The following is a 24836-nucleotide window of genomic DNA, read 5'->3' on the forward strand; positions in this document are numbered from 1 at the left end:
TCAGAGCACCTTCTTGTCGGTCGTGCCGTCGGCCGGGGCGCGGGTCGGGTCGTTCGCGCGGGCGTCCGTGGGGTCGTCCGCGGGGGCGGGGGTCTCGTCCTGGCCGGAGAGGGAATTGTCCCCCGAGGCGCCGTGCCCGCCGTCCACCGGGTCGGCGGTGTCGGCCGGCCCCGCGCCCGTGTCACCGTCCTTCACGAAGGGATCCGTCTCCCACGGCTCCTCCTCGTCCTCCCGGGGTGGGCGGCGCAGGAGGGCGATGGAGCCGGAGACGGTGGTCGCGCGGAGCTTGCCGGTGCCGGCGCCGAGGCGGCCCGTGACCTTGTGGGCGCCCCACTGGCCGTGCACGCGCAGGCCGTCGAAGGCGTTGGAGATCGTCCCGCTCGCGGTGTTGGCCTCCACCTCCGCGTCCGCGGGCTGGGGGAGCCGGATGGCGATCTCGCCCGAGACACTGGTCAGCCGGACGTCGGTGGGGCCCTCCGGATCGAGGTCCACGATCATCGAGCCGCTGACCGAGTCGGCCCGCACGGACGGACCTGAGCCTTCCACGACGGTGAGATCCCCGGAGACCGAGTTGAAGCGCAGGTCACCGGTGACGGCCTGAGCCTCCAGGTTCCCGGAGACGGTGTCGGCGCGCACGGTGCCGGAGAGACCGACGAGGGTCGTGTCACCGTTGACCCCCTTCACCACCGACGGGCCGCGCACCCCCGACACGACCGCCGTGGCGCTGACCACACCCACCTCGACGCGGGTGTCGGCCGGCACGGCCAGCGAGACGACCGCGCTGCGCCGCCAGCCCTTGCGGTCGAGCCACTTGAGGAAGCCCTTCCAGGGCAGGTCCTCGTAGGCCACGGTGAGGGTCCCGCCCTCCTGCGTGACGACCAGAGGCGGTCCCTCGATCTGGGACACCTCCAGGCGTGCGGAACCTTCGTCCGTGCCCACCACGTTCACCGTTCCGTTGACGATGCGCACGTGGAGTTCGCGTACGGGCTCGTCGAAGGTGAGCTTCCTGGGCTCCGTCACGGACCACTCGGGCATGGTGCAGACCTCCCCGTAGCAACGCGCCATATCGCGTCTCCTGCAATTCACGATATATCGTGGCCGTCGAAAGTCAAGACACTCATTCTGGGGGCGCGGGGTCGCAAATATGACTAATCTCGGCGAATCGCCCTAGCGTGTGACCATGTCGACGGAAGACACCTCCCGTACCGGTCGCACCGGCCCGGCCCCCGGCGCGCTGCTGCTCTGCCGGGCCGAGCCGGATTCCGTCGCCCCCGCCGCCCGGCTGCTGCACGAGCGGATGCTGCTCACGCGCGCGGGTCGGGGCTGGAGCGTCCTCGTGCCGGAAGGCAGGCCCTGGCTGCACGGTGAGGAGCCGGTCGACCGCGTCATGAACGGCTGGGCAACCGCCCTGGCCGTCGGCGCTCCCTGGCCCGTTCTCGCCCTGTGGTGGGACGCCGACCGCGGCGGCTACACCCTCGCGTCCGGCTTCCGCCGCCCTGTGGGCTATGTCTGGCTCGCCAACGGCACCCCGGCGGGCGAGGACGAGGCCATGCGCACCTTCGCGGCCCGCCTGGCCCTCGACCCGGTCCTGGACGTCCAGTCCCTCGACCACCTCACGAAAACGGACCCGGCCTCCGACGCCCGCGCCCGGCTGCGCGGCCTGCTCGCGGTCCTCACGCGCGTGGGTCTGGATCTCCCCACGGGCCTCGCCCCCGGGGAACCGACCGACCGCCTCCGCGAGGTGGCCCGGGATCGGCCGGACGCCCGGCCGGTCGAGTGGGAGGGCCGGCAGGAAACGGTCCGCGGCGAACTCGAAGTCGTCGTGGGCCGCCGCCTCACGCCCTGGCTCCCCTGGTCCGGCGACCCCAAGGCCCGCACCCTCGCCCTGGCCCAGATGGCGACAGGCCTCCCCATGGCCGTCTGGGGTCTGCGCCACCGCAGCGGTGGCTGGCTCACGGCGGGGGCGCTGCTGCTGGCGCACGGCGCGCTCGGTCTGTCGTACGACCTGACGCACCCGCGCGACTGACCCGCACGCCCGGTCGCCGGCACGAAAAGCGGGACACCTCAGGGGTGCCCCGCGGTGGGGAAGCCGTACGACCCTATTCGTCGTCCTCGTCGTCCAACCGGGCCAGCCACGTGGCCAGTCGCTCCACCGGCACCTCGAAGTCGGGATTGAGGTCCACGAACGTCCGCAACTGCTCGGCGAGCCACTCGAAGGTGACTTCCTCCTCGCCGCGCCGCTTCTCCAATTCCTCGATGCCACGGTCCGTGAAGTACATGGCTCAAGGATAGGTCCCGAAACCACCGCTCCAGGCGCGCGTGTCCAGGCACAATGGGCGACGCGGGCCGGGCTCGGCAACGGTCGCCGGGTCGGGCGTCACCGCGGACGAGCTGACAGCGGCACCCGGGGAGGCGGGTCGCCGGGGCAGCCCGGTGCTGGGACACCCGGACAGTGCCGTCGTCGGTGTGGTCGGCGGTGCCGGACACGTGGTGCGGATCGGTGCGTTGTGGGCGCTCGGCAGTGAACCGGGGACCGCTGACCTGTGGCAGGACATCGTACGGGCGCACGACCGGCACCACGCGGAACGTCTGCGGCAGCGCGGCCTGAACATGACGTGGGCCGGTGTGCAGACACTGGTCGCGCAGAGGGACCCGTACGACGGAGACCTCCCTCCGTCCCAAGAGGGTGACCTCTCACCGGGCCAGCACATCGAGCTCCTCGGCCTGTTCGTCGAGCTGCCCCCGCCGCGTGAGGCGGGCGAGGCCGGTGTCCTAGCCGACGTACGTGTCCTGGGCACCCCCGCACACAGTTGGCGGGACGGTGTGGGCCTGAGGCGGGACGAGGCCCTGGTCTACGCCGCACTCGTGAGCGCCCGTGTGGCGTTGCGGCCCGCCAGTGCCCGGCCCGCACTGGCCGCCCTGACCGGATGGGTCAACCGGATCGCCGAGGACCGCGACGTGGCGCAGCGGCGCCGCATCGACGAGATCCTCATGGGCGAGATCGACGTCGAGATCCGGGCGCACCCCGCTCCGGACCCGAACGGCGCGAGCACGCAGTTCAATTGGCAGCTGCGGACATTGCAGTGGACGAGGACAAAACATCCGTACCCCACTCTTCAGCCTCAGGATGAGATGACAGCCGATCTGTGCGCCGCTCTCGTGGGCCGGCTGCCGGAGTTCGGAGACGGGTGGACCACGAGGATCCGGTTTCTGCTGCCGCCCGGACTGCTGTGGGAGCTGCCGGTCGGGCAATGGCAGTTGAGAGCGGTCCGGTTGGGCGCCCGGCACCAGGTCTTCGTACGGCCCGGGACGGTGTGGCAGAGACAGGCGTCGGAACGTCTGAGACGGCAGGATGCGGTGGCGCGCGGCCCCCTGCGCGCCCTGCGACTGGAAGGCGAATTCTTCAGCCCCGTCGGGGAGCTGGTATCCGCCGAACCGAACATGGTGGCCGTCGCCTGCCGGCACAACGGGCACGAGATGCTGGACGCCGCCCGGCTCGCGGGGTTTCCGCTCATCCTGTGGGACCGCACGAGATCGCTGGCAGGGGACTGTTCCCCCTTCTTCGAGGAAGCGGAGTCCCTGCTCGCCGAGTCGCCCACCGCCCTCGAACTCCTCGAGGCCATCCGCAGGTTGCGCGCCGGCGCCGCAGCCGACGCCCACCACCTGCGGGCCGCCTGGGACTGCAACCTGGGCGTGTACTACGACGGACCCGACACCCGGACCCCATGAGGACGAAGGGCCCGGTCCTCCTCAGCGGACCGGGCCCTTCTCACGAGCGGATGTTCAGAGGCTCACGCCTCGAACACCTCCCGCACCAGCTGCTCCTGCTCGGCCTGGTGCCGCTTCGCCGAGCCCACCGCCGGAGACGACGAGTGCGGGCGCGAGATCCGCCGCAGCCGCTCGCCGTGCGGGATGTCCGCGCCGACCGCCAGGTCCAGGTGGTCGATCAGGTTGAGGGCGATGAAGGGCCACGCGCCCTGGTTCGCCGGCTCTTCCTGGGCCCAGAGGTACTTCTCGGCGTTCGGGTACTTGGCGATCTCCGCCTGGAGCTCGGCGCCCGGGAGCGGGTACAGACGCTCGATGCGGATGATCGCCGTGTCCGTGATGCCGCGCTTCTGACGCTCGGCCTCCAGGTCGTAGTACAGCTTGCCCGCCACGAAGACGACCCTGCGGACCGCGGCCGCGTCCACGGACGTGTCGCCGATGACCGGGCGGAACTGACCCGACGTGAACTCCTCCGTCTTCGACGCGGCGGCCTTGAGGCGCAGCATCGACTTCGGGGTGAAGACCACCAGCGGCTTGTGGTGCGGGTTGTGCACCTGCCACCGCAGGAGGTGGAAGTAGTTCGACGGGAGGGTCGGCATCGCGACCGTCATGTTGTTCTGGGCGCAGAGCTGGAGGAAGCGCTCCACACGCGCGGACGAGTGGTCAGGGCCCTGGCCCTCGTAGCCGTGGGGGGAGGAGCAGCGTCACACCGCTCGTCTGGCCCCACTTCTGTTCCGCCGCCGAGATGTACTCGTCGACGATCGTCTGCGCGCCGTTGACGAAGTCACCGAACTGGGCCTCCCACAGCACGAGCGCGTCGGGGCGGGCCAGCGAGTAGCCGTACTCGAAGCCCATGACCGCGTACTCGGACAGGAGGGAGTTGTAGACGTTGTAGCGGGCCTGGTCCTCGTTGAGGTACTGGAGCGGGGTGTGCTCCTCGCCCGTCTCCCGGTCGATCAGGACCGCGTGGCGCTGGCCGAAGGTGCCGCGCTGGGAGTCCTGGCCGGACAGCCGGACCGGGGTGCCCTCCAGGAGCAGGGAGCCGACGGCCAGCGTCTCGCCCATGCCCCAGTCGATCGTGCCGTCCTCGACCATCGACGCCCGGCGCTGCAGCTGCGGCAGCAGACGCGGGTGGACGTTGAAGGTGTCGGGGATGTTGACCTGGGACTCGGCGATCCGCTTCACGGTCTCCGAGGAGATCGCGGTGTTCACGGCGACCGGGAACTCGGCCTGCGGGTCGGAGACCGGTCCGGCGGCCGGCTGGGCCGTGACGGCCTCGCGGACCTCGGTGAAGACCTTCTCCAGCTGCCCCTGGTAGTCCTGCAGGGCCTGCTCGGCCTCTTCCAGGGTGATGTCGCCGCGACCGATCAGGGACTCGGTGTACAGCTTGCGCACCGAGCGCTTCTTGTCGATCAGGTCGTACATCAGCGGCTGGGTGAAGGCCGGGTTGTCCGACTCGTTGTGACCGCGGCGGCGGTAGCAGATGAGGTCGATCACCACGTCCTTGTTGAACGCCTGGCGGAACTCGAAGGCCAGGCGGGCCACCCGGACCACGGCCTCCGGGTCGTCGCCGTTCACGTGGAAGATCGGGGCCTCGATCATCCTCGCCACGTCCGTCGCGTACATCGACGAGCGGGAGGACTCCGGGGCGGCGGTGAAGCCGACCTGGTTGTTGATGACGATGTGGACCGTGCCGCCGGTGCGGTAACCCCGCAGCTGCGACATGTTCAGGGTCTCGGCCACCACGCCCTGGCCCGCGAAGGCCGCGTCGCCGTGCAGGGCGACCGGCAGGACCGTGAAGTCCGTGCCGCCCTTGTTGATGATGTCCTGCTTGGCGCGGACGATGCCCTCGATGACCGGGTCGACCGTCTCCAGGTGGGAAGGGTTCGCGGCCAGCGAGACCTTGATCTGCTCGCCGTCCAGACCGGTGAAGGTGCCCTCGGCGCCCAGGTGGTACTTCACGTCGCCGGAGCCGTGCATCGACTTCGGGTCGAGGTTGCCCTCGAACTCGCGGAAGATCTGCGCGTACGACTTGCCGACGATGTTCGCCAGGACGTTCAGCCGGCCGCGGTGGGCCATGCCGATGACGACCTCGTCCAGACGGGACTCGGCGGCCGAGTCCAGCACCGCGTCGAGCAGCGGGATGACGGACTCGCCGCCCTCCAGGGAGAAGCGCTTCTGGCCGACGTACTTGGTCTGCAGGAAGGTCTCGAAGGCCTCCGCCGCGTTCAGCCGGCGCAGGATGCGCAGCTGCTCCTCGCGCTCCGGCTTGGTGTGTGAGCGCTCGATGCGGTCCTGGATCCACCTGCGCTGCTTCGGGTCCTGGATGTGCATGAACTCGACGCCCGTGGTGCGGCAGTACGAGTCGCGCAGCACACCGAGGATGTCGCGCAGCTTCATCAGGGACTTGCCGGCGAAGCCGCCGACCGCGAACTCCCGCTCCAGGTCCCACAGGGTGAGGCCGTGCTCGGTGATGTCCAGGTCGGGGTGCTTGCGCTGGCGGTACTCCAGCGGGTCGGTGTCGGCCATGACGTGGCCGCGGACCCGGTAGGAGTGGATCAGCTCGAAGACGCGGGCGGCCTTCGTGACGTCGTCGTCGTGCGAGGCGTCGATGTCCTTGAGCCAGCGGACCGGCTCGTAGGGGATGCGCAGCGCCTCGAAGATCTCGTCGAAGAAGTTGTTCTCGCCGAGGAGGAGGTTCGCGACGATCCGCAGGAACTCGCCGGAGGCGGCACCCTGGATGACCCGGTGGTCGTAGGTCGACGTGAGCGTCATGACCTTCGAGATGCCGAGCTTGTTCAGGGTGTCCTGGGAGGTGCCCTGGAACTCCGCCGGGTAGTCCATGGAGCCGACGCCCATGATGACCGACTGGCCGGGCATCAGACGCGGCACGGAGTGGACCGTACCGAGGCCGCCCGGGTTCGTCAGGGAGACCGTCACACCCGAGAAGTCGTCCATGGTCAGCTTGCCGTCACGGGCGCGGCGGACGATGTCCTCGTAGGCCTGCCAGAACTCGAAGAAGTTCAGCGTCTCGGCCTTCTTGATGCCCGCGACGACCAGCTGGCGGTCGCCGTTGGGCTTCACCAGGTCGATGGCGAGGCCGAAGTTGACGTGCGGCGGCTTGACGAGGGTGGGCTTCCCGTCCTTCTCCGCGTAGTGCCAGTTCATCGACGGCATGGCCTTGATGGCCTGCACCATCGCGTAGCCGATCAGGTGCGTGAAGGAGATCTTCCCGCCCCGGGCCCGCTTCAGATGGTTGTTGATGACGATGCGGTTGTCGAAGAGCAGCTTCACCGGGACCGCGCGCACGGACGTGGCCGTGGGCAGCTCCAGGGAGGCGTTCATGTTCTTCGCGACCGCGGCGGCGGGACCGCGCAGGGTCACCATCTCCGGGCCCTCCGCGGAAGAACCCGCGGTGGCGGGCTTCGCGGCGGCGGGCTTGGCAGCGGCCGGCTTGGCAGCCGGAGCGGCCTGAGCCGGAGCGGCGGCCGGAGCTGCCTTGGCGGGGGCCGGAGCCGCAGCGGCCGGCTTCGCGGCCGGAGCAGCGGCCGGGGCCGGCGCGGCGGCCTGAGCCGGAGCGGTGGGGGCCGGTGCGGCCGCGGCCGCAGTGGTGGTCTCCGCGGCCCCCGCGGCCGCGGTACCTGCCGCAGCCGGAGCGGCAGCCCCCGACTTGTAGTCGGCGAAGAAGTCCCACCAGGCACGGTCTACTGAATTCGGGTCCTGGAGGTACTGCTGATAGATCTCGTCGACGAGCCACTCGTTCGGCCCGAACGCGGCAGCGGGGTTCTTGCCCGCTTGGTCTGCGTCGGTCGAGATGCTCGAGTTACTGGGGGACTGTGGCGACACGGCGGCAACCGCCCTCTTCCGCTTCTCACAAGGTGATGGACAGCGGAAATAAAGGCTACGCCCCCTGGACCGGGAAGGTCAGGCCGGGCCGGTCCATCGTCGTGTAAGTCACATCAAAGAGCGGGTTTCGGGGGTGGAAATGGCGGGAAACAAGCGTGGTTCTGCCGCGTGGATCCACGTGAGGGAAGCGCCGAGCGGGGCCCTGCGCGACGGTGGCGCGGCCCTCTGCCTGATCACACGTGTCCGTCGGCGCGGAACGGAGATGGATCTTGTGGCTCCGCTTCGAACTTTACGTCAACTTGGCAGAGATGGAAGGCCTGGAAGGGTGACAAGGATCCTGCAGCCCCGATCGGATTCGGCCACTCCGATCCGGCCGCCGTGCAGATCCACCGCCCAGCGGGCGATCGCGAGCCCGAGTCCGGTGCCGCCGTCACTGCCCGGCCCGTGCGGCCGCCTGACCTGGCCGCGGTTGAACCGCTCGAAGACGCGGTGCCACTCCGAGCGCGGAATGCCGGGGCCCTCGTCGAGCACCTCCAGCTCGAGCGACTCCGGCAGGGAACCGCGCCGCGCCTTGACCGTCACCCGGCCGTGCGCCGGGCTGTGCTTGACCGCGTTGTCGATGAGGTTGGCGACGACCTGGTGGATGCGCTCCGGGTCGGCGTGCGCGGTGAGCTCCGGCGGGGACACGTCGAGGTGCAGATGGACGTCGTTGCGGGTGTGACTGCCGGACCCGGACGCGATGCCCGCGCGTGCCGTGGCGACCATGTTGGCCTCCTTCAGCACGCCCGACAGATACGGCCACACCTCGAAACGGCGCTTCTTCAGCGGTACGACGCCGTTGTCGAGCCGGGACAGGTCCAGCAGCGTCTCCACCAGCCGGCCGAGCCGCTCGGTCTGCTTCAGGGCCGTGCGCATGGTCTCGGGGTCGGCCTGGGTGACCCCGTCGACGATGTTCTCCAGCACCGCGCGCAGGCCCGCGATGGGCGTGCGCAGCTCATGGGAGACATTTGCCACAAGTTCCTTGCGCTGGCGTTCCTGGGCCTCCAGGTCGTCCGCCATGCGGTTGATCGTCTGGGCCAGGTCGCCCAGCTCGTCCCGCCGGTTCTCGCGTACCCGGCGGGTGTAGTCGCCGTGCGAGATGGACCGGGCGACCGCGTTCATGTCGTCCAGCGGCGCGGTGAGCGAATGCGCCACGAACTGCGTAATGAGCAGTGTGGCGATCATCGAGAAGACCGTGATGAAGCGCAGCTCCGTCGCCGTGCGCATCGCGATCATCATCAGCCCGGTGGTGATGAGGACCGCGATGACGACCAGGACACCCAGCTTCGTCTTGATCGAGAACGGGCTTACACCGCCCCAGGGCTCCCTGGGGCTTCTCCGGCCGGCCGGACCCTCGCTCATGGCGTCGGCGTCTCCAGGGCGTAGCCCACGCCGTGCACCGTGCGGATCCGCTCGGCGCCGATCTTCCGGCGCAGCGCCTTGATGTGGCTGTCGACCGTGCGGGTGCCGGAGGCGTCCGCCCAGTCCCACACCTCGGCCAGCAGCTGCTCACGGGAGAGCACCGCGCGCGGGGTGTTCGCCAGGCACACCAGGAGGTCGAACTCGGTGGGCGTCAGGTGTACGTCCTCCGAGCGCACCCGCACCCGGCGCTGCGCGTGGTCGATCTCCAGCTCGCCGAGCCGGAGAATGCCGGACCGGGGCGTCGCGGCGGCCAGTGCGGCCCGCTCGACCCGCCGCAGCAGGACATGCACGCGCGCGGCCAGCTCACGCATCGAGAACGGCTTGGTCATGTAGTCGTCGGCACCGACGCCGAGCCCGACCAGCATGTCGGTCTCGTCGTCCCGCGCGGTGAGCATCATCACCGGCACCGGACGGGCGGCCTGCACACGGCGGCAGACCTCGAGACCGTCGAAGCCGGGCAGCATGATGTCGAGGATCAGCAGGTCCGGCTGCCAGGCCTCTGCCGTGTCCACCGCCGACGGACCGTCGACCGCCGTTTGCACGAGGAATCCCTCGGCGCGCAGGCGGGTCGCGATGGCGTCGACAATCGTCGGATCGTCCTCGACGACCAGAACCCGGCGCTGAGCGCCCGGTGTAGCCGTCGTGCCGTTGTGGGAGGTGTGTGTCTGCTCCATCGCCCGCCCCTGGGGAGTGCTTTCCGGAACCATGTGGGGTGATTCCTTGTCTGCGCATGACTGCGATTGACGCTTGAATGATCGGCGTAGGGAAGCAGAGTACGGGGAGTCATCACCCCTTTGCTATCCAGGTCGGACGGCGAGATGCACGACGTCGGGTACGCCCCGGGCAACGGGGATCTCCTCGGTACGTACCTGCTGGAACCCGGCATTTGCTAGGGATCCCTCAAATTCCGCAGAGGGTTTCGCGGACCACACGGCCAGTACCCCGCCCGGCTTCAACACCCTTGCGCAACTTGTGAGTCCGGCACGCGCGTAGAGTCCGCCGTTGCCCTCCGTTACCGTCCAGTCGGGGCCGTTGTCGATGTCGAGGCACAGCGCGTCAAAAGTGGCGCATGTCTCATTGACGAATCCGACTAGATCCGTTTCCAGAATCTTCGTCCGGGGATCGGCGAGTGCCTCGGCCGACAGTGCCGAGAGCGGGCCCGTGCGGTGCCAGTCGACGATCGCCGGTTCCCGCTCGACGACCGTGATCCGCCCCCAGCGCGGGTTCGCGGCCGCATGTGCGAGCGAGAAGCCGACGCCGAGGCCGCCGATGAGGACGTGCGGGGCGGGACGGTCGTCGAGGGCGTCGAGCGCCGCGTCGACGAGCATCCGCTCCGAGCGTCCGTCGGAGGTGTCCATCAGGAAGCAGCCGTTGGCGATGATCTGGAGCAACTCGCCCTGGCGCCGCAGGACCACCTCTCCGTAGGGGCCCTCGCGACGGTCCAGGACTTCGGGAATGTCGTACGAGGTGGGCATCGGCCCATCCTGGCAGGTACGGCGTCCGGACCGGGACTTTTTGAGAAGTCCCTGTGAATGAGGGGCGAGGTGGCGCAGGTCACAGACAGCGGGTGGGTCGAGCGCGAAGGCTGGGGTGAAACGGAAGGAGCAGCCCACCTTGGAACGGACCGTGCCTGCAGCTCCTTCGGACGCGCCCGCACCGGCTGCACCCGCATCGGCCGCCCCCGTGTCGGCCGCTCCTGCTTCGGACGCGTGCTTTCCGGATGTGGCGGGACTGCTCGACGGGATGCCCCGGCAGCGGGAACGGGGCGGGACGGGTGCCGCCGAGACACCGGTGGCAGTGGCCCCCCTGGCAACGGCCGCCCCGGACACCCGGCTCCGTGTCCCCCGCCTCCGGCGGCTGTTCCCCACCCCCGCCGGGACCCCCTTCACCTTCGTCTACGGCGCCCTCCTGGCCGTCGTCTCGCTGGTCGCCGCGCATCTGGACCCCGCCCTCGTGCACACCCTGCACCAGGGCTCCAGCACCGATGTCGCCCACCTCGTACGGACGCCCGTACTGGTGCTGGTCGCCAGTGCGTTGTGGATCGCGGGCGGGATCCTCTCGCCGTACGCCGTCGCCCTGCTGTTCGTCCTCACCGCGCTGGAGCGGCGGATCGGTGGGGTGCGCACGGCCGGTGTCTTCCTGCTCGGGCATGTCGGGGCGACCCTCGCCACGGAGGTCCCCATAGGACTCGCGGTCCTGGTCGGGCATCTGCCCGCCAGCTCACTGCACCGTCTCGACTACGGAGTCAGTTTCGGCGTCGCCGCGAGCCTCGGCGCGCTGGCCGGGCTGCTCGGGCCGTGGCTGCGCCGGCCGTTGCTCGCCCTGTTCGGCTGGATGCTGGTGAGGGACCTGATCGCGTTCACCGACCCGATGACCGACTGGGGCCACCTGATCGCCCTGACGATCGGCGTCGCGACCTGGCCTGCGGCACGCCGGTGGCACCGCGCACGTCAACTTCAAGCAACGGTGCCTGATCAGCGCGGGTGAGCGGGGTCTGGTGCGTGCGGTGTCAGCGGGCCGGGGGCGTCCAGACGTACGGCGTCGTCGTGGTCACCGCGTGCATGCCCAGCCTGCGCAGGATGGGCGCGCTGTCGTCGGACGCATCCACGTGCAGATAGGTGACTCCGCGGGAGACGGCGAGAGCGGCGCGTACGGCGACCAGGGCGCGGTAGATGCCCCTGCCCCGCCACTCGGCGAGCGTGGATCCGCCCCACAGACTCGCGAACCCCGTGCCCGTGCGGAACACCAGCCAGGCGGCGCACACCACTTCGCCGTCCGCCTCGGCGACGTACACGGCGATGTCGTCCGGTGCGGTGGCCACCCTGCCGATCAGGTCGTCGGCGAGCCAGCTCGAGTCCTGGCCCCAGACCGCCGACTCCATCGCGGCGATCCGGCGCATGTCCGCGTCCGCCGTGACGCGGCGCACGGTGACGCCTTCCGGCGGCGTGGGCTGTTGTACGGCCATCTCGGCGGCCCGGCCGACCAGTACCGTCTCCCGCTCCTCGGGCACGAAACCGGCCGCGCGGAGTCGTTCGGTGAGTTCGGCCGGGGTGTCGTGGGAGCGGGTCTTCCATTCGACGGCCTCGCCGCGAGCCGCGAAGAAGTCACGTTGCCGCGTGATGAGTTCGTCGAGCGCGCCGCCGTCGACGCCGAGGTCGCGCGGCCCGCTCACGAACCCCCGGAACTGGCCGACGATCCTGAGCAGCGGTCCGTCCTGCTCGTACGTCACCCCCGCGGGCGCAGTCGGGGGAGCGCCGCGCATCTGGTCGTCGTAGGCGGAGAGGAGGGGCTGTATGTCTGCGGTGGTCATGGTCGTTCGTTCCCCCGGTCGTCTCGGTGGTCTCGGTGGTCTCGGTCGTCTCGGTCGTTCTGGTCGTCGCCCCGCACGCGCGTGTGGAGGTGCTGGTCGTGCCGGCCGTCCCCGTGCAGGGGGCGTGGCGCATGATGCCCTGCCCTCCAGCCGCAAGCCGGCCTTCTCCGCCGTCCGGCAGGAGTTGGCGGCGGCGCGGCAGAGGACAGGCGGTGCAGGCCGAGATCGTGCAATGCCCAGTCGGTCGGCCGACGGGCGGCCTCGACTGCGATGACGGTGCCGCGGCCGGCGGGCAGCGCCCAGTAGGCGATCTCGGCGTGGCCCCGGTCGAGGTCGACGTTGATCCAGGGCGGCGAGACCGAGGAGGTCGCCGGGGCCGGCGTTCTGGGCGTGATCGACCCGCGTACCGGCGGCGAGGCCGATGCCGGTGCTCGTCAGGACGCCCGCCCCTTGGCCCGCGCAACCGCCCACACCGCCGCCGTCTCCCTCTCTCACCGCGCCCTCATCCGCCCGACACGCGTGCGTGCCTCGTCCTCGGTCAGCGTCGGCAGCTGGTTCCACCCACTGATGCCCGGATCGTGGCTCGCGGCCACCAGGGCACCGGCGTCCGTCGTGAACAAGGGGTTGGTGCTGCTCACCAGGTAGTGCGCACCAGGCCGCATGAGCTCGATCGTGTGATCGTCCGCTGACGGGCTTGCGGCGCCCTGGTCTGTTTGGGCTAGCGTGGTCGTGCGGCCTGGGACACCGGGTACGGCGTCAGCGTGCGGGGCCCCTGCTCCACCAGAGGATGGTTCAGGGCCTCCCCGTCGCCTCTGGCCGTACCGACCTGACAGGTCGCACAGGGAACTGGCCTCCCGGGCTCGGACCGCGCACAGGATGCGTGTCGCCGCCCCGGGGTCGAGTACGCCGGGGACCAGCTCGCCCAAGACCGTTCGGGGCGCGCGGCTGAACGGACTCACTCCCGCTCAGTCCACAGGAACGGTGGAGCTCCAGGCCGCCGGGAAGAGCGAGGATCGGCTGGGTGTTGTCCGCCATGCGGCCGGCGGGAACCACCGGAGGTATCGGGGCGATCACCGGCGCAGCATGACAGAAGCCGTCCCGAGCCGCCTCCGGGTGTTCCGCCGGCGGCGACGGACGGTCACCCGGCGTCCGGTCCCACGAACTTCGCACTGGTGAGCGGAGCTTCCACATGCCAGCCCAGAGACTCGTACAGCCCCCGCCCCGCCGGCGTTCCCGCGAGGACGCCGGTCTCGGCACCCGTGTCGGCCGCCACGGCCTGGAGTGTGCGCATGACGACGCCGCCCAGCCCCCGGCGCCGATGGGCGGGCACGGTCTCGATCTGGTCGAAGACGGCGGTCGCGCCGGTCGGGGCGACCTGACCGCGCGCCGCGAGGGACCCGTCGGGCGCGGCGACGAGTACGCGGGTGACGCCGCCGACGGACCAGGTGCGCAGCCGGTATCCGTCGGGGGCGGCGGTCCGTTGCGCCGGCGCCGTCAGCGGGACCGTCATCAGGTAACCCTGCTCGGGGTCCACCCACCAGCCCTCGTCCAGCCAGGGCCCGACCACCTCCGGGTCCTGGAACACCTTGAGCCACACCCCGGCCCCCGTCACCCCGCCCACCACCTTGCGCACGACCTCTTCGTCCACGTCGTCGCCCAGCGCCTCGAACACGTGCCGCGACACCTGCGCGACCTGCCCCACGTCGACGGTGAATCCCCAGGGCTCACGCTCCGGCGCCGCTGCCCCCCGGGACACGACCCAGCCGGTCACCCACGCCTGTACGACTCCGTCCATGACATCCCCCTGTAATGGTCATTCGCGGCATGTGTCTATTACTGAATGACAATAGGTCCCGATCTGCGGATTCCGGCAGCCGTGATCGCCGACAGCGAACAGGCAAGTGGGTGGGGAACATTCGAAGGCGCCTGTGCATTGAGTCGGCATAGCTCAACTTGACTGCCTAAGGGGAGATCATGGCTTCGACGTCCACACCGCTCACCCTGCCCGTGCTGCCGCTCGAAGACGAAGTCGTGCTGCCCGGAATGGTGGTTCCGCTGGACCTGAACGACACCGACGTCCGCGCCGCGGTGGAGGCCGCCCAGGCCGCCGCCCGCTCGGAACCCGGAAAGCCGAAGGTCCTTCTGGTGCCACGCATCGACGGCGAATACGCCGCCACCGGTGTGCTCGGCACCATCGAGCAGGTCGGCCGACTGGCCGACGGCGACCCGGGCGCGCTCATCCGCGGCCGGAGCAGGGTGAAGATCGGTGCGGGGACCACCGGCCCGGGCGCCGCCCTGTGGGTCGAGGGGACCACGGTCGACCAGACCGTCCCCGAACCGCTGCCCGGTCACGTCACCGAACTGGTCAAGGAGTACAAGGCCCTCGCCACCGCCTGGCTGCGCAAGCGCGGCGCCTGGCAGGTCGTCGACCGGGTGCAGGCCATCGACGACGTCTCCACCCTTGCCGACAACTCCGGTTACTCGCCCTTCCTGACCACCGAGCAGAAGGTCGAACTGCTGGAGACCGCGGACCCGGTCACCCGCCTCAAGCTCGCCACCCAGCAACTCCGCGACCACCTCGCCGAGCAGGACGTCGCCGAGACCATCGCCAAGGACGTCCAGGAGGGCGTCGACAAGCAGCAGCGGGAGTTCCTGCTCCGCCGTCAGCTGGAAGCCGTACGCAAGGAACTGCGGGAGCTCAACGGCGAGCAGGAGGGCGAGGAGTCCGACGACTACCGCGCCCGCGTGGAGGCGGCCGACCTGCCCGAGAAGGTGCGGGAAGCCGCCCTCAAGGAGGTCGACAAGCTGGAGCGGTCCAGCGACCAGTCCCCGGAGGGCTCCTGGATCCGGACCTGGCTGGACACGGTCCTCGAACTGCCGTGGAACGAACGGACCGAGGACCAGTACGACATCCAGGGCGCCAAGGAGATCCTCGACGCCGAGCACGCGGGCCTCGACGACGTGAAGGAGCGGATCACCGAGTACCTGGCGGTGCGCAAGCGCCGCAGCGAGCGGGGTCTCGGGGTCGTCGGCGGCCGGCGCGGCGGTGCCGTCCTGGCGCTCGTCGGCCCGCCCGGTGTCGGCAAGACGTCGCTGGGCGAGTCCGTGGCCCACGCCATGGGCCGCAAGTTCGTCCGCGTCGCCCTCGGTGGCGTACGGGACGAGGCGGAGATCCGCGGTCACCGGCGGACGTACGTCGGCGCGCTGCCCGGCCGGATCGTGCGGGCGATCAAGGAGGCCGGGTCGATGAACCCGGTGGTCCTGCTCGACGAGATCGACAAGGTGGGCTCCGACTTCCGCGGCGACCCCGCGGCGGCCCTCCTGGAGGTCCTGGACCCGGCGCAGAACCACACCTTCCGCGACCACTACCTGGAGGTCGAGCTCGATCTGTCGGACGTCGTCTTCCTCGCCACGGCCAACGTGCTGGAGGCCATCCCGGAGGCGCTGCTCGACCGGATGGAGCTGGTCCGGCTCGACGGGTACACCGAGGACGAGAAGATCGTCATCGCCCGTGATCACCTGCTCCCGCGCCAGCTGGAGCGGGCGGGGCTCGCCAAGGACGAGGTCGTCATCGACGAGAGCGCGCTGCGCAAGCTCGCCGGCGAGTACACCCGCGAGGCGGGCGTCCGCACCCTGGAGCGGTCCGTCGCCAGGCTGCTGCGCAAGGTGGCGGCCCAGCACGAACTGGGCGAACGGGAGCTGCCGTTCACCGTCACGGCCGAGGAGCTGCGCGGTCTGATCGGCCGGCCGCACCACGTGCCCGAGTCGGCCCAGGACCCGGCGGAGCGCCGTACGGCGGTCCCCGGGGTGGCGACCGGACTCGCGGTCACCGGAGCGGGCGGAGACGTGCTGTTCGTCGAGGCGTCGCTGGCCGACCCGGAGACGGGCGCGGCGGGTCTGACGCTGACCGGCCAGCTGGGTGACGTGATGAAGGAGAGCGCGCAGATCGCGCTGAGCTTCCTGCGGTCGCGCGGCGCGGAGCTCGAACTGCCGGTCGGCGACCTGAAGGACCGGGGCGTGCACATCCACTTCCCGGCGGGCGCGGTCCCGAAGGACGGCCCGAGCGCGGGCGTCACCATGACGACGGCGCTGGCCTCGCTGCTCTCCGGCCGCCTGGTCCGCACGGACGTGGCGATGACGGGCGAGGTCTCGCTGACCGGCCGGGTTCTCCCGATCGGCGGCGTGAAGCAGAAGCTGCTCGCCGCGCACCGCGCCGGGGTGACGACCGTCATCATCCCCAAGCGCAACGAGGCCGACCTGGACGACGTCCCGGCGGAGGTGCTGGACAAGCTCGACGTCCACGCCGTCACCGACGTCCGCCAGGTCCTGGAGCTGGCGCTGTCCCCGGCGACCAACGGGGCCACGCCGGAGGTTCCGGTGGCGGCGTGACGCCGTAGTCCGTCAGCGGGCTCGGCCCGCGGCTGCCGGATGAGGTGAAGGCCCGGGTTCTCGTGAGGGAGGCCCGGGCCTTCGCCGTACGCCGGGGTGGGTCAGCCGCCGGCGAGCGCCTGTACGCGGTCCAGGGCGCCGTTGAACCGGTCGTGGTCGCCGACCGTCGGGCCGGAGGAGGTGTACTGCCACATGGTGTACGAGCTCCAGCCGGCCGGGAGGGTGCCCGCCGTCGAGGCGTACCGGGCGATCCACAGCGGGTTGGCGGAGAAGCCGCCGTAGTTTCCGGTGCACTGGGTCCACCAGTTGGTGGCCGTGTAGATGACGGCGTTGCGGCCGGTGCGCGCCTTGTACTGGTTCAGGAAGTCGCGGATCCAGGTGACCATCGCGCTCTGCGACTTGCCGAAGCACGCGTCGCCGTACGGGTTCCACTCGATGTCGAGGGTGCCGGGCAGTGTCCTGCCGTCCCCGTACCAGCCGCCGCCGTTGTCGACGAAGTAGTCGGCCTGCGTCGCGCCGCTGCTGGTGTCCGGGGTGGCGAAGTGATAGGCGCCGCGGATCATGCCGACGTCGTAGGAGCCGGTGTACTGCTGGCTGAAGTAGGAGTTCCTGTAGTACGTCCCCTCGCTCGCCTTGGTGTACGCCCAGCGCACCCCGCTGTTCCACAGGGTCGACCAGGAGACGTTGCCCTGGTAGCTGGCGACGTCGACGCCCTCCGCCTGGGTGGCGCGGGTGCCGGCGGGCAGGGCGCCCTGGCCGTCATGCGCTACGACGCCCATTCCCATGTGGGCGGAGCCGCGGGCCGGGGTGGCGGTGGGGGTTTCGGCGGCCGAGGCGGCGGCCGGGTGGAGCAAGGAGAACGCGGTGAGCAGGAGTGCGACGAGGAAGAGGCGTGGGGGACGTATCGGTCCGGGTCTGTGCACGGGCATGGCGTGCCTCCGAAGGCTCGGTGATGCTCGGTTGGGGAATACGGGTGGGCCGTGCGGGCTGGCGTGAGCATGCCAGCCGCTGCTCGGCGGTGACGCTTGCTACGACGACGAGGGTGGGAAGCGGGACCGGAGGATGCCTCTGGTCCAGCCCTGCGAAATACTTACGGAGCCGCGGTGATGGCGCAATTTGGCGGAAACCTTTACGACCGGGACATTCAAGGCAGGGGCTGACGTGCACGAAGACGGAAACGGCGGCGCGGGAGCCGGGGCGCGGCCGACGTGGTGCCGAGCGGTGTGGACCAGCCCGGATTCCTCGCACTGGAACGCGAGTTGACCGTCCTGCTGCGCCGTGCCCGGGCCAACCAGGGGGAGATGGCCCGCGAGGTCCATCCCGACCTGGAGTCGGCGGCCTACGGCCTGCTCGTCCGTCTGGATGAATGCGGCCGCCAGCGCGCCACCGAACTGGCCGCCTACATCGGCGTCGGCAAGGCCACGATGTCCCGCCAGCTGCGCGCCCTGGAGGACCTGGGCCTCGTCGCCCGCGCACCCGACCCGGCGGACGGCCGGGCCTGGCTCGTCGACCTCACACAGGAGGGCCGTTCCCGGGTGCAGAGGGTCCGCGACGCGCGCCGGGCCCGGTACGCGGGCCGGCTGGCGCACTGGGACCCGGGAGAGGTCATCGAACTGGCGCGGCTGCTGCACCAGCTGAACCGGGGCATGGAGAAGTAGGCCACCGCCGGGAGCTGGTCGCGTCGTCGCGGGCCGGCCTCCCGATCGGGCCACTCCCGAGCCCGGGGTGGTCGAGGAGGCGTCGACCGGATACCGGCCGTCCGGACGATCGCCCGGTTGGCGGTGAGGGTGGCGATCCGGGCGGGGGCGAGGCGGGTGGTGCCGGGGGTCTCGGTGCGGGCGCCCACGGCGGTGCCGGGGCTGTACCGGAGCGGCCTACGTGATCCGGACGAAGGCACGATCCGGTGCATCGCCAGGAGCGGCAACTCACGGCGGCGGGCCTCGGCGGGCATCGCCGGCAGGGACCGCCCGACCTCCACGGTCGGTCCGGCGGCGCTCCGGGGGTCGGCTTGCGGACGTGACGGTGGCGGACATCCTTGTCGGTCGGCGTGGCCGGATTCCCGTGCCGCTCGGCGGGGCATCGCCTCTGACGGTCGGTCCGGCGTCGCTCCGGGGAGGTCGGCTCGTGGATGTGAAGGTGGCGGACCTCCTTGTCGGTCGGCGTGGCCGGGATTCCTGTGCCGCTCGGGGGGACAGCGCTCCGCGGTCGGTCCGGCGTCGCCCGGGGGTCGGCTTGCGGACGTGACGGTGGCGGACCTCCTTGTCGGTCGGCGTGGCCGGATTCCCGTGCCGCTCGGCGGGGCATCGCCTCTGACGGTCGGTCCGGCGTCGCTCCGGGGAGGTCGGCTCGTGGATGTGAAGGTGGCGGACCTCCTTGTCGGTCGGCGTGGCCGGGATTCCTGTGCCGCTCGGGGGGACAGCGCTCCGCGGTCGGTCCGGCGGCGCCCGGGGGTCGGCTTGCGGACGTGACGGTGGCGGACCTCCTTGTCGGTCGGCGTGGCCGGATTCCCGTGCCGTTCGGCGGGGCATCGCCTCTGACGGTCGGTCCGGCGTCGCTCCGGGGAGGTCGGCTCGTGGATGTGAAGGTGGCGGACCTCCTCGTCGGTCGGCGTGGCCGGATTCCCGTGCCGTTCGGCGGGACACCGCCCCTCACAGGTCCGCGTACACCACCGTCGCGTCGTCGTGGGTCTTGCTGCGGCGCAGATACGTCCGGGTCTCCGCGTCCGCCCGCTCCAGCTCCCGGACGCGGTCCACCAGCGCCTGCGCCCCCTCTTTCCGGACGAGGCTGAGGCAGTCCCCCCAGTCGCCCTCGTGGAACTTCTCCACCCACCGGGTCGCCCCGTCGGTCAGGGCCACCAGGGTGCGTACCGCCGATCGTGGCAGTACTCCCGTCACCGCGCGCTCCGCCACCGACGGATCGGCCGCCGCCGTGAAGAAGCCGCCCTCCTTGTTGCGGAGGTTGGCGTCGATCAGGGCGTCCGTGGCCAGGGAGGCGCGGGGGAGGCGGGAGAGCCGGTCGTCCAGTACGGCCGTGACCGTGCCGTCGGGTGCCTCCACGAGCAGCGCCGAGTCCGACAGGACCAGGTACTCGACCGTCTCCGGGGACCACCGCGCCATCACCACCGTCGCCTGTGGCGTCCGTGGGTGAGAAAGGTCACAACCTTCACCATGTGTCTCAGCTGTGTGCGCGACGGCCCGGGACAGCACCTCGGCCGGTGGAACATCCATGAGCGAAACGGCCAGTTCGGTCAGCGCCCCGCCGAGACGGGCCGTGAACCAGGGGACGGAATGCAGACAGCCCGTCGGGCCGTCGGGCGGGGTGACCCCGTCGAGGGCGATCAGTACACCGCCCCGTCCGGAAGCGGGGAGAGCGACGCTCGCGAAGTCCTCGTTGGGGCGGTTGACATCACCGGGTTCCGAGACAAGTTCCGTACGCATTCGGCCAGTCTGCACGAGCCCTTCACATGCTTCGCCAAAGGGTGGCAACAGGCGCGGAATTGACGCAGTCGCGCAGGTCAGACGCCAGGTTTGGGATGGAATGGTTCACTCCGGGCAGGCGTGGCGGCGAATACTGCCATCGGTCTTCGCCGGCGTCCAACCGGCCTGCCGAACAACGCCCGTGCGCGTGCCGCAGGAACTTGCCCGCCAACTCTCCTCCGGGGTTCACTCCTTCGGGTGGCGGCTCAGGCTATGCGCGGCCACCGCTCACCGGCACTGGGAGGGTCGGGAACCGTACCCCGGTGTGCACAGCAGTTGACGGAGCGTCACCCCGGGCCCATGGGTATCACGAGTTCAGGAATGCGAGCAGCGGTGCAGAAGACGCGGCCTCGTCGCACAGGCAAGCAGACGGCCTCCGGGACAGGCGCGGAGCGCGCACCCGCCACGCCCGGCGCCCCCGAGACCCCCGTCGGCAAGGGCCGCCCCACCCACGTCCGCACCCGGCTGATCCTCGCCGTCGCCGTCGTGGCCGCCGCGATCGCCGGGGCCGGCGCCCCCTCCCTCGTGACCGCCTCAGGGGACCTCCACGACTCCCAGGACCTGGTGACGCTCGCCGAGCAGACCCAGGACGCCCTCGATCTTGCCCACTCGCTCGCCGACGAACGCGACGAGGTCACCTCCTACATCGCGGCCGGGCGCCCCAGGTCGAAGGCGCCCGGCGAGCAGTCGAGCGCCCGCGTCGACCGCCAGGCAGAGGAACTGCGCGCCGACAGCGACCTGTCCACGACCCTGCGCGGCGACCTGGACGACATCGCCGCCGTACGGCGCTCCGCGCTCACCGGCAAGACCACCGCGCTCGAGACGCACAGCGCCTATTCCGCCGCCATCACCGAACTGCACCGGCTCGCCGAGGAACTGGCCGAGAGGATGCCGTCCCGCGCGGGCTCCGGCGCCTACTCCCTCGCCGAGCTGGACTCCGCCGTACAGCAGGCCGCCGCCACCCGCGGACTGCTGCTCGCAGCCCTCAGCGTGCCGACGTCGACCGAGAGCGACTACGACCCGATCACCGGCCTCACCAGCACCAAGAGGGTGTCCTCGGTCGCCGACGCCAAGCAGCGCGACGCGCTCAGCGCCGCCGCCCAGCAGGCCCGGCTGCGCTCCGACGCGGCCCTCGCCGACTTCCAGGACTCCGCGCCCGCCACCGCCAAGGCGAGCTACGACTCCACCGTCACCGGCCCCGAGGTCAACTCCGCCGACAAGTACCTCGCCGCCCTGACCGACCAGCCCACCCTCTCCGGCGGAGAGCTCGGCACCAGCACCGCCAAGCTCGGCGCGGCGCTCTCCGCCCGCGTCGACCTCATGCGCGGCGCCGAGTCCGCGCTCTTCGACCGCCGGGTCAAGGAGCTCGCCCAGCTGCGCGACGACGACGTCACCGCGCTGGAGCTGCGCGTCGCGATCCTCGGCGCCCTGATGCTGCTGGCCGTCGGTATCGCCACCGCGATGGCCCGCACCCTCACCCGCCCCCTCTCCGTGCTGCGCCGCGGCTCCGCCCGGCTCGCCGGGGCCGAGGACCCCACGACCGAGGAAGCGGTCTCCTTCACCGGCCGCAACGACGAGTTCGCCCAGGTCGTCCGCTCCGTCAACGCCCTGCACACGCACAGCGTCGCGCTCGCCGAGCGGATCCACACCCTGGAGTCCGACCGCAAGCACCTGGTCGGCCAGCGCCAGAAGATGGCGGACGCGCGCGAGCAGCTCAAGGGCGAACTCGCCGACTCCGCGGCCCAGTTGGAGCGGCTGCGCACCACCATCGGCGCCACCTTCGTCAACCTCGCGCTGCGTACCCTCGGCCTCGTGGAGCGGCAGCTCGCCGTCATCGAGAGCCTGGAGGAGCGAGAGCAGGACCCGGACCGCCTGGCGACCCTCTTCAAGCTCGACCACTTCGCCACGGTCATGCGCCGCCACAGCGAGAACCTCCTCGTCCTGGCCGGTACGGAACACGTGCAGCAGAGCGCCGGACCCGTCCCGCTCGTCGACGTCGTCCGCGCCGCGGTCAGCGAGATCGAGCGCTACGAGCGCGTCCGCATCGCCGCCCTCCCGCCGCACGCCCACGTGGCGGGCTTCGCCGCGGACGACCTCTCCCATCTCCTGGCCGAACTGATGGAGAACGCCACCTCGTTCTCCCCGCCCGACCTGCCCGTCGAGGTCTCCGGGTGGCTCCTGGAGAGCGGCGAGGTCATGCTCTCCGTGCAGGACGAGGGCATCGGCATGACCGCCGAGCGGATGACCACCCTCAACTCCCGCCTCGCCGAGTTCGATCCCGAGGCCGCGTACGAGTCGTACGACGAGGGCGACGAGGGACTCGGCCTTGGCCTGTACGTCGTGGCCCGGCTCGCCCACCGGCACGGCGTCCGGGTGCAGCTGCGCGAGCAGAAGCAGGGCGGGGTGGCCGCGGTGGTGGTCCTCCCCAAGCCCCTGCTCACCGCCGCGCCCACGTCCGCCGTACCGGCCTCCGGCACCGGCCCGGTCACCGGCGCACCCCACTCCTTCTCCCTCCCCGGCGCCGACGCGGAGGCCAACTCCAACGTTCTGAGCGGCCGTTCGCAGGGCGACCCCCTGGTGGACCTGGCCGAGAAGGCCGTACGCCACGCGGAGGCGGAGTCCCCCGCCGAGACGACGATGGAACTCCTGGCCCCCGTACCGGCACAGGGGGAGCCGGACCCGGTGCAGCCGGACCCCGTACCGGAGGAGCCGTCGGCCCCCGGACCCACGGTTGCCGAGACCGATGCCGCGACGGAACACACCCGCGCCGACGAGGAACCCCTCACCGACAAGGGCCTCCCCAAGCGCACCCCCAAGATCACCGCACCCAGCATCCCGGCGCCCCGTCAACGGAACAGCTCCGTGGACGCCGACGCCCTCCGCCGCAGGCTGGGCGGCTTCCGCCGGGGGGCGGAGGCCGGCTATCGCGACGTGGAAGCGGAGATCCAGGAACAGACCGGCGAGAGCAGACTGCCGGCAACGCACAGCACCGCATCCGAAGAAGCCACGGGGGGCACAGCCGAGGAGGCAAGCAGTTGACCGCGCCCAGTACCTTCGGACTGAGTCGTGAAGCACGCAATCTCCACTTCCTGCTGACCAACCTCGTCGAGGAGGTCCCCGGCGTCCAGTCCGTCGCCGTCGTCTCCTCCGACGGACTGCTCCTGCTCTCCTCCGACGCCGGGCGGAACGCGGCGGCCCGCGAGGCCCGCGAGGAGAAACCCTCCGGCCCGCGCGGCTCCTCCGCCGACCTCGCGACCGTCGTCTCCGGCATCGGCAGCCTCACCCTCGGCGCTGCGAAGCTCATGGACTTCGGCGCGACCAAACACACCATGATCGCGATGGACGACGGCAGCCTGTTCGTGATGTCGATCAGCGACGGTTCGCTGCTCGGTGTGCACGGCTCCGCCGACTGCGACATGAGCGTGGTGGCGTACCACATGGCGCTGTTCGTCGGCCGCGCGGGACACGTCCTGACGCCCGAACTCCGCAGCGAGCTGCGCCAGTCGCTGGAGAACGACCCGACAGGGGGAGCCCGATGACGAACAGGCCCGGCCTCCCGGTCCGCGGCGGTGACCGCAAAGCCGCCCGGGTACGGCCGTACTCGCTCACCGGCGGCCGTACCCGCTTCGGCCACGTCCTCCTCGTGGAGACGTTCGTGGCAAGCACCGCGGCCCTCGAAGCCCCCGAGGAGCGCAAGGAGCTCACCAACGGCGGGCTGAAGTCGGTCATGCCGGAGCTGCGGGCCATCGTCGAACTGTGCCGCCGGATGCGCACGGTGGCCGAGATCGCCGCGCTGCTGAAGATGCCGCTCGGGGTGGTCCGCGTGCTCCTCAGCGACCTCGCGGACCAGGGAAAGATCCGTGTGTACGGCACCGGGACCGGTCACGGTACGGGCCGTCCCGACCGCGCTCTGCTGGAAAGGGTGCTCAGTGGACTCCGTCGTCTCTGACGCCGCCGCCTCCCAGGCGTTCGGCGTCACCCCGTTCGTCGATGTCGAGACCGACGACAACCTCAGGTCCTGGCAGACGGACCGCACGCGGGCCCCCATCGCCACGAAGATAGTCGTGGCCGGCGGTTTCGGCGTCGGCAAGACCACCCTCGTCGGCACCGTCTCGGAGATCGAGCCCCTCCAGACGGAGGCGCTGATGACCGAGGCCAGCGAGCAGGTCGACGACCTCACCGGCACCCCGGAGAAGGCCACCACCACCGTGGCCATGGACTACGGCCGCATCACGCTCGACGACGACCTGGTCCTGTACCTCTTCGGCACGCCGGGCCAGGAGCGCTTCTGGTTCATGTGGGACGACCTGGTGCGGGGCGCGATAGGCGCGGTGGTCCTCGCGGACACCAGGCGGTTGAAGGACTGTTTTCCGGCGCTGGACTACTTCGACGGCTGTGGGATGCCCTACGTCGTCGCGGTCAACCACTTCGACGGCAGTGATCGCTTCGAACCGGAGGACGTGCGAGAGGCGTTGACGATCCCCGCCCACATACCTGTCATGATCATGGACGCGCGGAGGAAGATCTCGGTGATCGAGACCCTCCTGTCCCTCGTCGGCCACGCACTGGACGTCACCCCCGAGTAGGAG

At 70.8% G+C, this 24836-nt stretch carries 18 protein-coding genes and 2 pseudogenes; 10 read left to right on the plus strand and 10 right to left on the minus strand.

The genetic code is table 11. The features are described 5' to 3' along the window. On the minus strand, nucleotides 1–1035 hold the full coding sequence (locus QF027_RS32390) for a DUF4097 family beta strand repeat-containing protein (protein WP_307078639.1): 1035 nt from the start codon (nucleotides 1033–1035) through the stop codon (nucleotides 1–3). Between the two features lie 145 nt (nucleotides 1036–1180). Here QF027_RS32390 and QF027_RS32395 point away from each other — a divergent pair, with 145 nt between their 5' ends. Further along, entirely contained in the window at nucleotides 1181–2026 is an 846-nt protein-coding gene (locus QF027_RS32395; protein WP_306976418.1) for a hypothetical protein, read from the plus strand. A 73-nt stretch (nucleotides 2027–2099) separates the two neighbouring features. Here the strand turns inward: QF027_RS32395 and QF027_RS32400 are convergent, their stop codons facing one another. After that, nucleotides 2100–2279: a DUF6104 family protein gene (locus QF027_RS32400; RefSeq protein ID WP_003992906.1), complete on the minus strand. Its 180-nt coding sequence runs from the start codon at nucleotides 2277–2279 to the stop codon at nucleotides 2100–2102. 40 nt (nucleotides 2280–2319) lie between these two features. On the opposite strand from QF027_RS32400, the gene QF027_RS32405 reads away from it, so the two are divergent. Continuing rightward, entirely contained in the window at nucleotides 2320–3729 is a 1410-nt protein-coding gene (locus QF027_RS32405; RefSeq protein WP_307078641.1) for a hypothetical protein, read from the plus strand. A gap of 62 nt (nucleotides 3730–3791) precedes the next feature. Here the strand turns inward: QF027_RS32405 and QF027_RS32410 are convergent. The 4 genes and pseudogenes from QF027_RS32410 to QF027_RS32425 form a co-directional block, all read right to left on the minus strand. Further along, a pseudogene (locus QF027_RS32410) lies at nucleotides 3792–7611 on the minus strand (multifunctional oxoglutarate decarboxylase/oxoglutarate dehydrogenase thiamine pyrophosphate-binding subunit/dihydrolipoyllysine-residue succinyltransferase subunit). Between the two features lie 294 nt (nucleotides 7612–7905). Beyond that, nucleotides 7906–9012 carry a HAMP domain-containing sensor histidine kinase gene (locus QF027_RS32415; RefSeq protein ID WP_306976414.1) on the minus strand — a complete coding sequence of 369 codons (1107 nt, stop codon included), beginning with the start codon at nucleotides 9010–9012 and terminating at the stop codon, nucleotides 7906–7908. Further along, nucleotides 9009–9746, minus strand: coding sequence for a response regulator transcription factor (locus tag QF027_RS32420; protein WP_057612257.1), 738 nt, complete (start codon nucleotides 9744–9746; stop codon nucleotides 9009–9011). The genes QF027_RS32415 and QF027_RS32420 overlap by 4 nt, the downstream gene beginning before the upstream one ends. 123 nt (nucleotides 9747–9869) lie before the next feature. Continuing rightward, nucleotides 9870–10547, minus strand: a complete 678-nt coding sequence (locus QF027_RS32425; RefSeq protein WP_307078643.1) for a spermidine synthase — start codon at nucleotides 10545–10547, stop codon at nucleotides 9870–9872. Between the two features lie 247 nt (nucleotides 10548–10794). Between QF027_RS32425 and QF027_RS32430 the strand changes: the two genes are divergently transcribed. Continuing rightward, nucleotides 10795–11559 (plus strand): rhomboid-like protein, encoded by a 765-nt coding sequence (locus QF027_RS32430; RefSeq protein ID WP_373432444.1) that lies wholly within the window; start codon nucleotides 10795–10797, stop codon nucleotides 11557–11559. A gap of 22 nt (nucleotides 11560–11581) precedes the next feature. Here the strand turns inward: QF027_RS32430 and QF027_RS32435 are convergent, their stop codons facing one another. Further along, entirely contained in the window at nucleotides 11582–12382 is an 801-nt protein-coding gene (locus tag QF027_RS32435) for a GNAT family N-acetyltransferase (protein ID WP_307078647.1), read from the minus strand. Between the two features lie 339 nt (nucleotides 12383–12721). Between QF027_RS32435 and QF027_RS32440 the strand changes: the two genes are divergently transcribed. Beyond that, nucleotides 12722–13027, plus strand: a complete 306-nt coding sequence (locus tag QF027_RS32440; RefSeq protein WP_307078649.1) for a hypothetical protein — start codon at nucleotides 12722–12724, stop codon at nucleotides 13025–13027. 493 nt (nucleotides 13028–13520) lie between these two features. On the opposite strand, the gene QF027_RS32445 is transcribed toward QF027_RS32440, so the two are convergent. Then, nucleotides 13521–14177 carry a GNAT family N-acetyltransferase gene (locus tag QF027_RS32445; protein ID WP_307078653.1) on the minus strand — a complete coding sequence of 219 codons (657 nt, stop codon included), beginning with the start codon at nucleotides 14175–14177 and terminating at the stop codon, nucleotides 13521–13523. 179 nt (nucleotides 14178–14356) lie between these two features. Between QF027_RS32445 and lon the strand changes: the two genes are divergently transcribed. Next, nucleotides 14357–16771 carry an endopeptidase La gene (lon, locus tag QF027_RS32450; protein ID WP_307078655.1) on the plus strand — a complete coding sequence of 805 codons (2415 nt, stop codon included), beginning with the start codon at nucleotides 14357–14359 and terminating at the stop codon, nucleotides 16769–16771. A 101-nt stretch (nucleotides 16772–16872) separates the two neighbouring features. On the opposite strand, the gene QF027_RS32455 is transcribed toward lon, so the two are convergent. Beyond that, the gene (locus QF027_RS32455) at nucleotides 16873–17700 is read right to left on the minus strand and encodes a lysozyme (protein WP_306976400.1); all 828 of its coding nucleotides are present in this window, start codon (nucleotides 17698–17700) and stop codon (nucleotides 16873–16875) included. Nucleotides 17701–17932: 232 nt separating this feature from the next. Between QF027_RS32455 and QF027_RS32460 the strand changes: the two are divergent. Beyond that, nucleotides 17933–18429, plus strand: a pseudogene (locus QF027_RS32460) (MarR family winged helix-turn-helix transcriptional regulator). A gap of 990 nt (nucleotides 18430–19419) precedes the next feature. On the opposite strand, the gene QF027_RS32465 reads toward QF027_RS32460, so the two are convergent. Continuing rightward, a complete protein-coding gene (locus QF027_RS32465) occupies nucleotides 19420–20208 on the minus strand; it encodes a protein phosphatase 2C domain-containing protein (protein WP_306976396.1) in 789 nt (262 codons plus the stop codon). Between the two features lie 372 nt (nucleotides 20209–20580). On the opposite strand from QF027_RS32465, the gene QF027_RS32470 reads away from it, so the two are divergent. From QF027_RS32470 to QF027_RS32485, 4 genes are read left to right on the plus strand one after another with little or no spacing between them, the layout of a single operon-like run. Continuing rightward, a complete protein-coding gene (locus tag QF027_RS32470) occupies nucleotides 20581–23286 on the plus strand; it encodes a sensor histidine kinase (protein WP_307078657.1) in 2706 nt (901 codons plus the stop codon). Beyond that, nucleotides 23283–23786: a roadblock/LC7 domain-containing protein gene (locus QF027_RS32475; RefSeq protein ID WP_307078659.1), complete on the plus strand. Its 504-nt coding sequence runs from the start codon at nucleotides 23283–23285 to the stop codon at nucleotides 23784–23786. Before QF027_RS32470 ends, QF027_RS32475 begins: the two co-directional genes overlap by 4 nt. After that, entirely contained in the window at nucleotides 23783–24196 is a 414-nt protein-coding gene (locus QF027_RS32480) for a DUF742 domain-containing protein (RefSeq protein ID WP_306976391.1), read from the plus strand. Before QF027_RS32475 ends, QF027_RS32480 begins: the two co-directional genes overlap by 4 nt. Beyond that, entirely contained in the window at nucleotides 24177–24833 is a 657-nt protein-coding gene (locus QF027_RS32485) for a GTP-binding protein (protein WP_306976390.1), read from the plus strand. The genes QF027_RS32480 and QF027_RS32485 overlap by 20 nt, the downstream gene beginning before the upstream one ends. Nucleotides 24834–24836 lie beyond the last annotated feature (3 nt).

This window comes from Streptomyces canus (assembly GCF_030816965.1).
Taxonomy (GTDB): Bacteria; Actinomycetota; Actinomycetes; order Streptomycetales; family Streptomycetaceae; genus Streptomyces; species Streptomyces canus_E.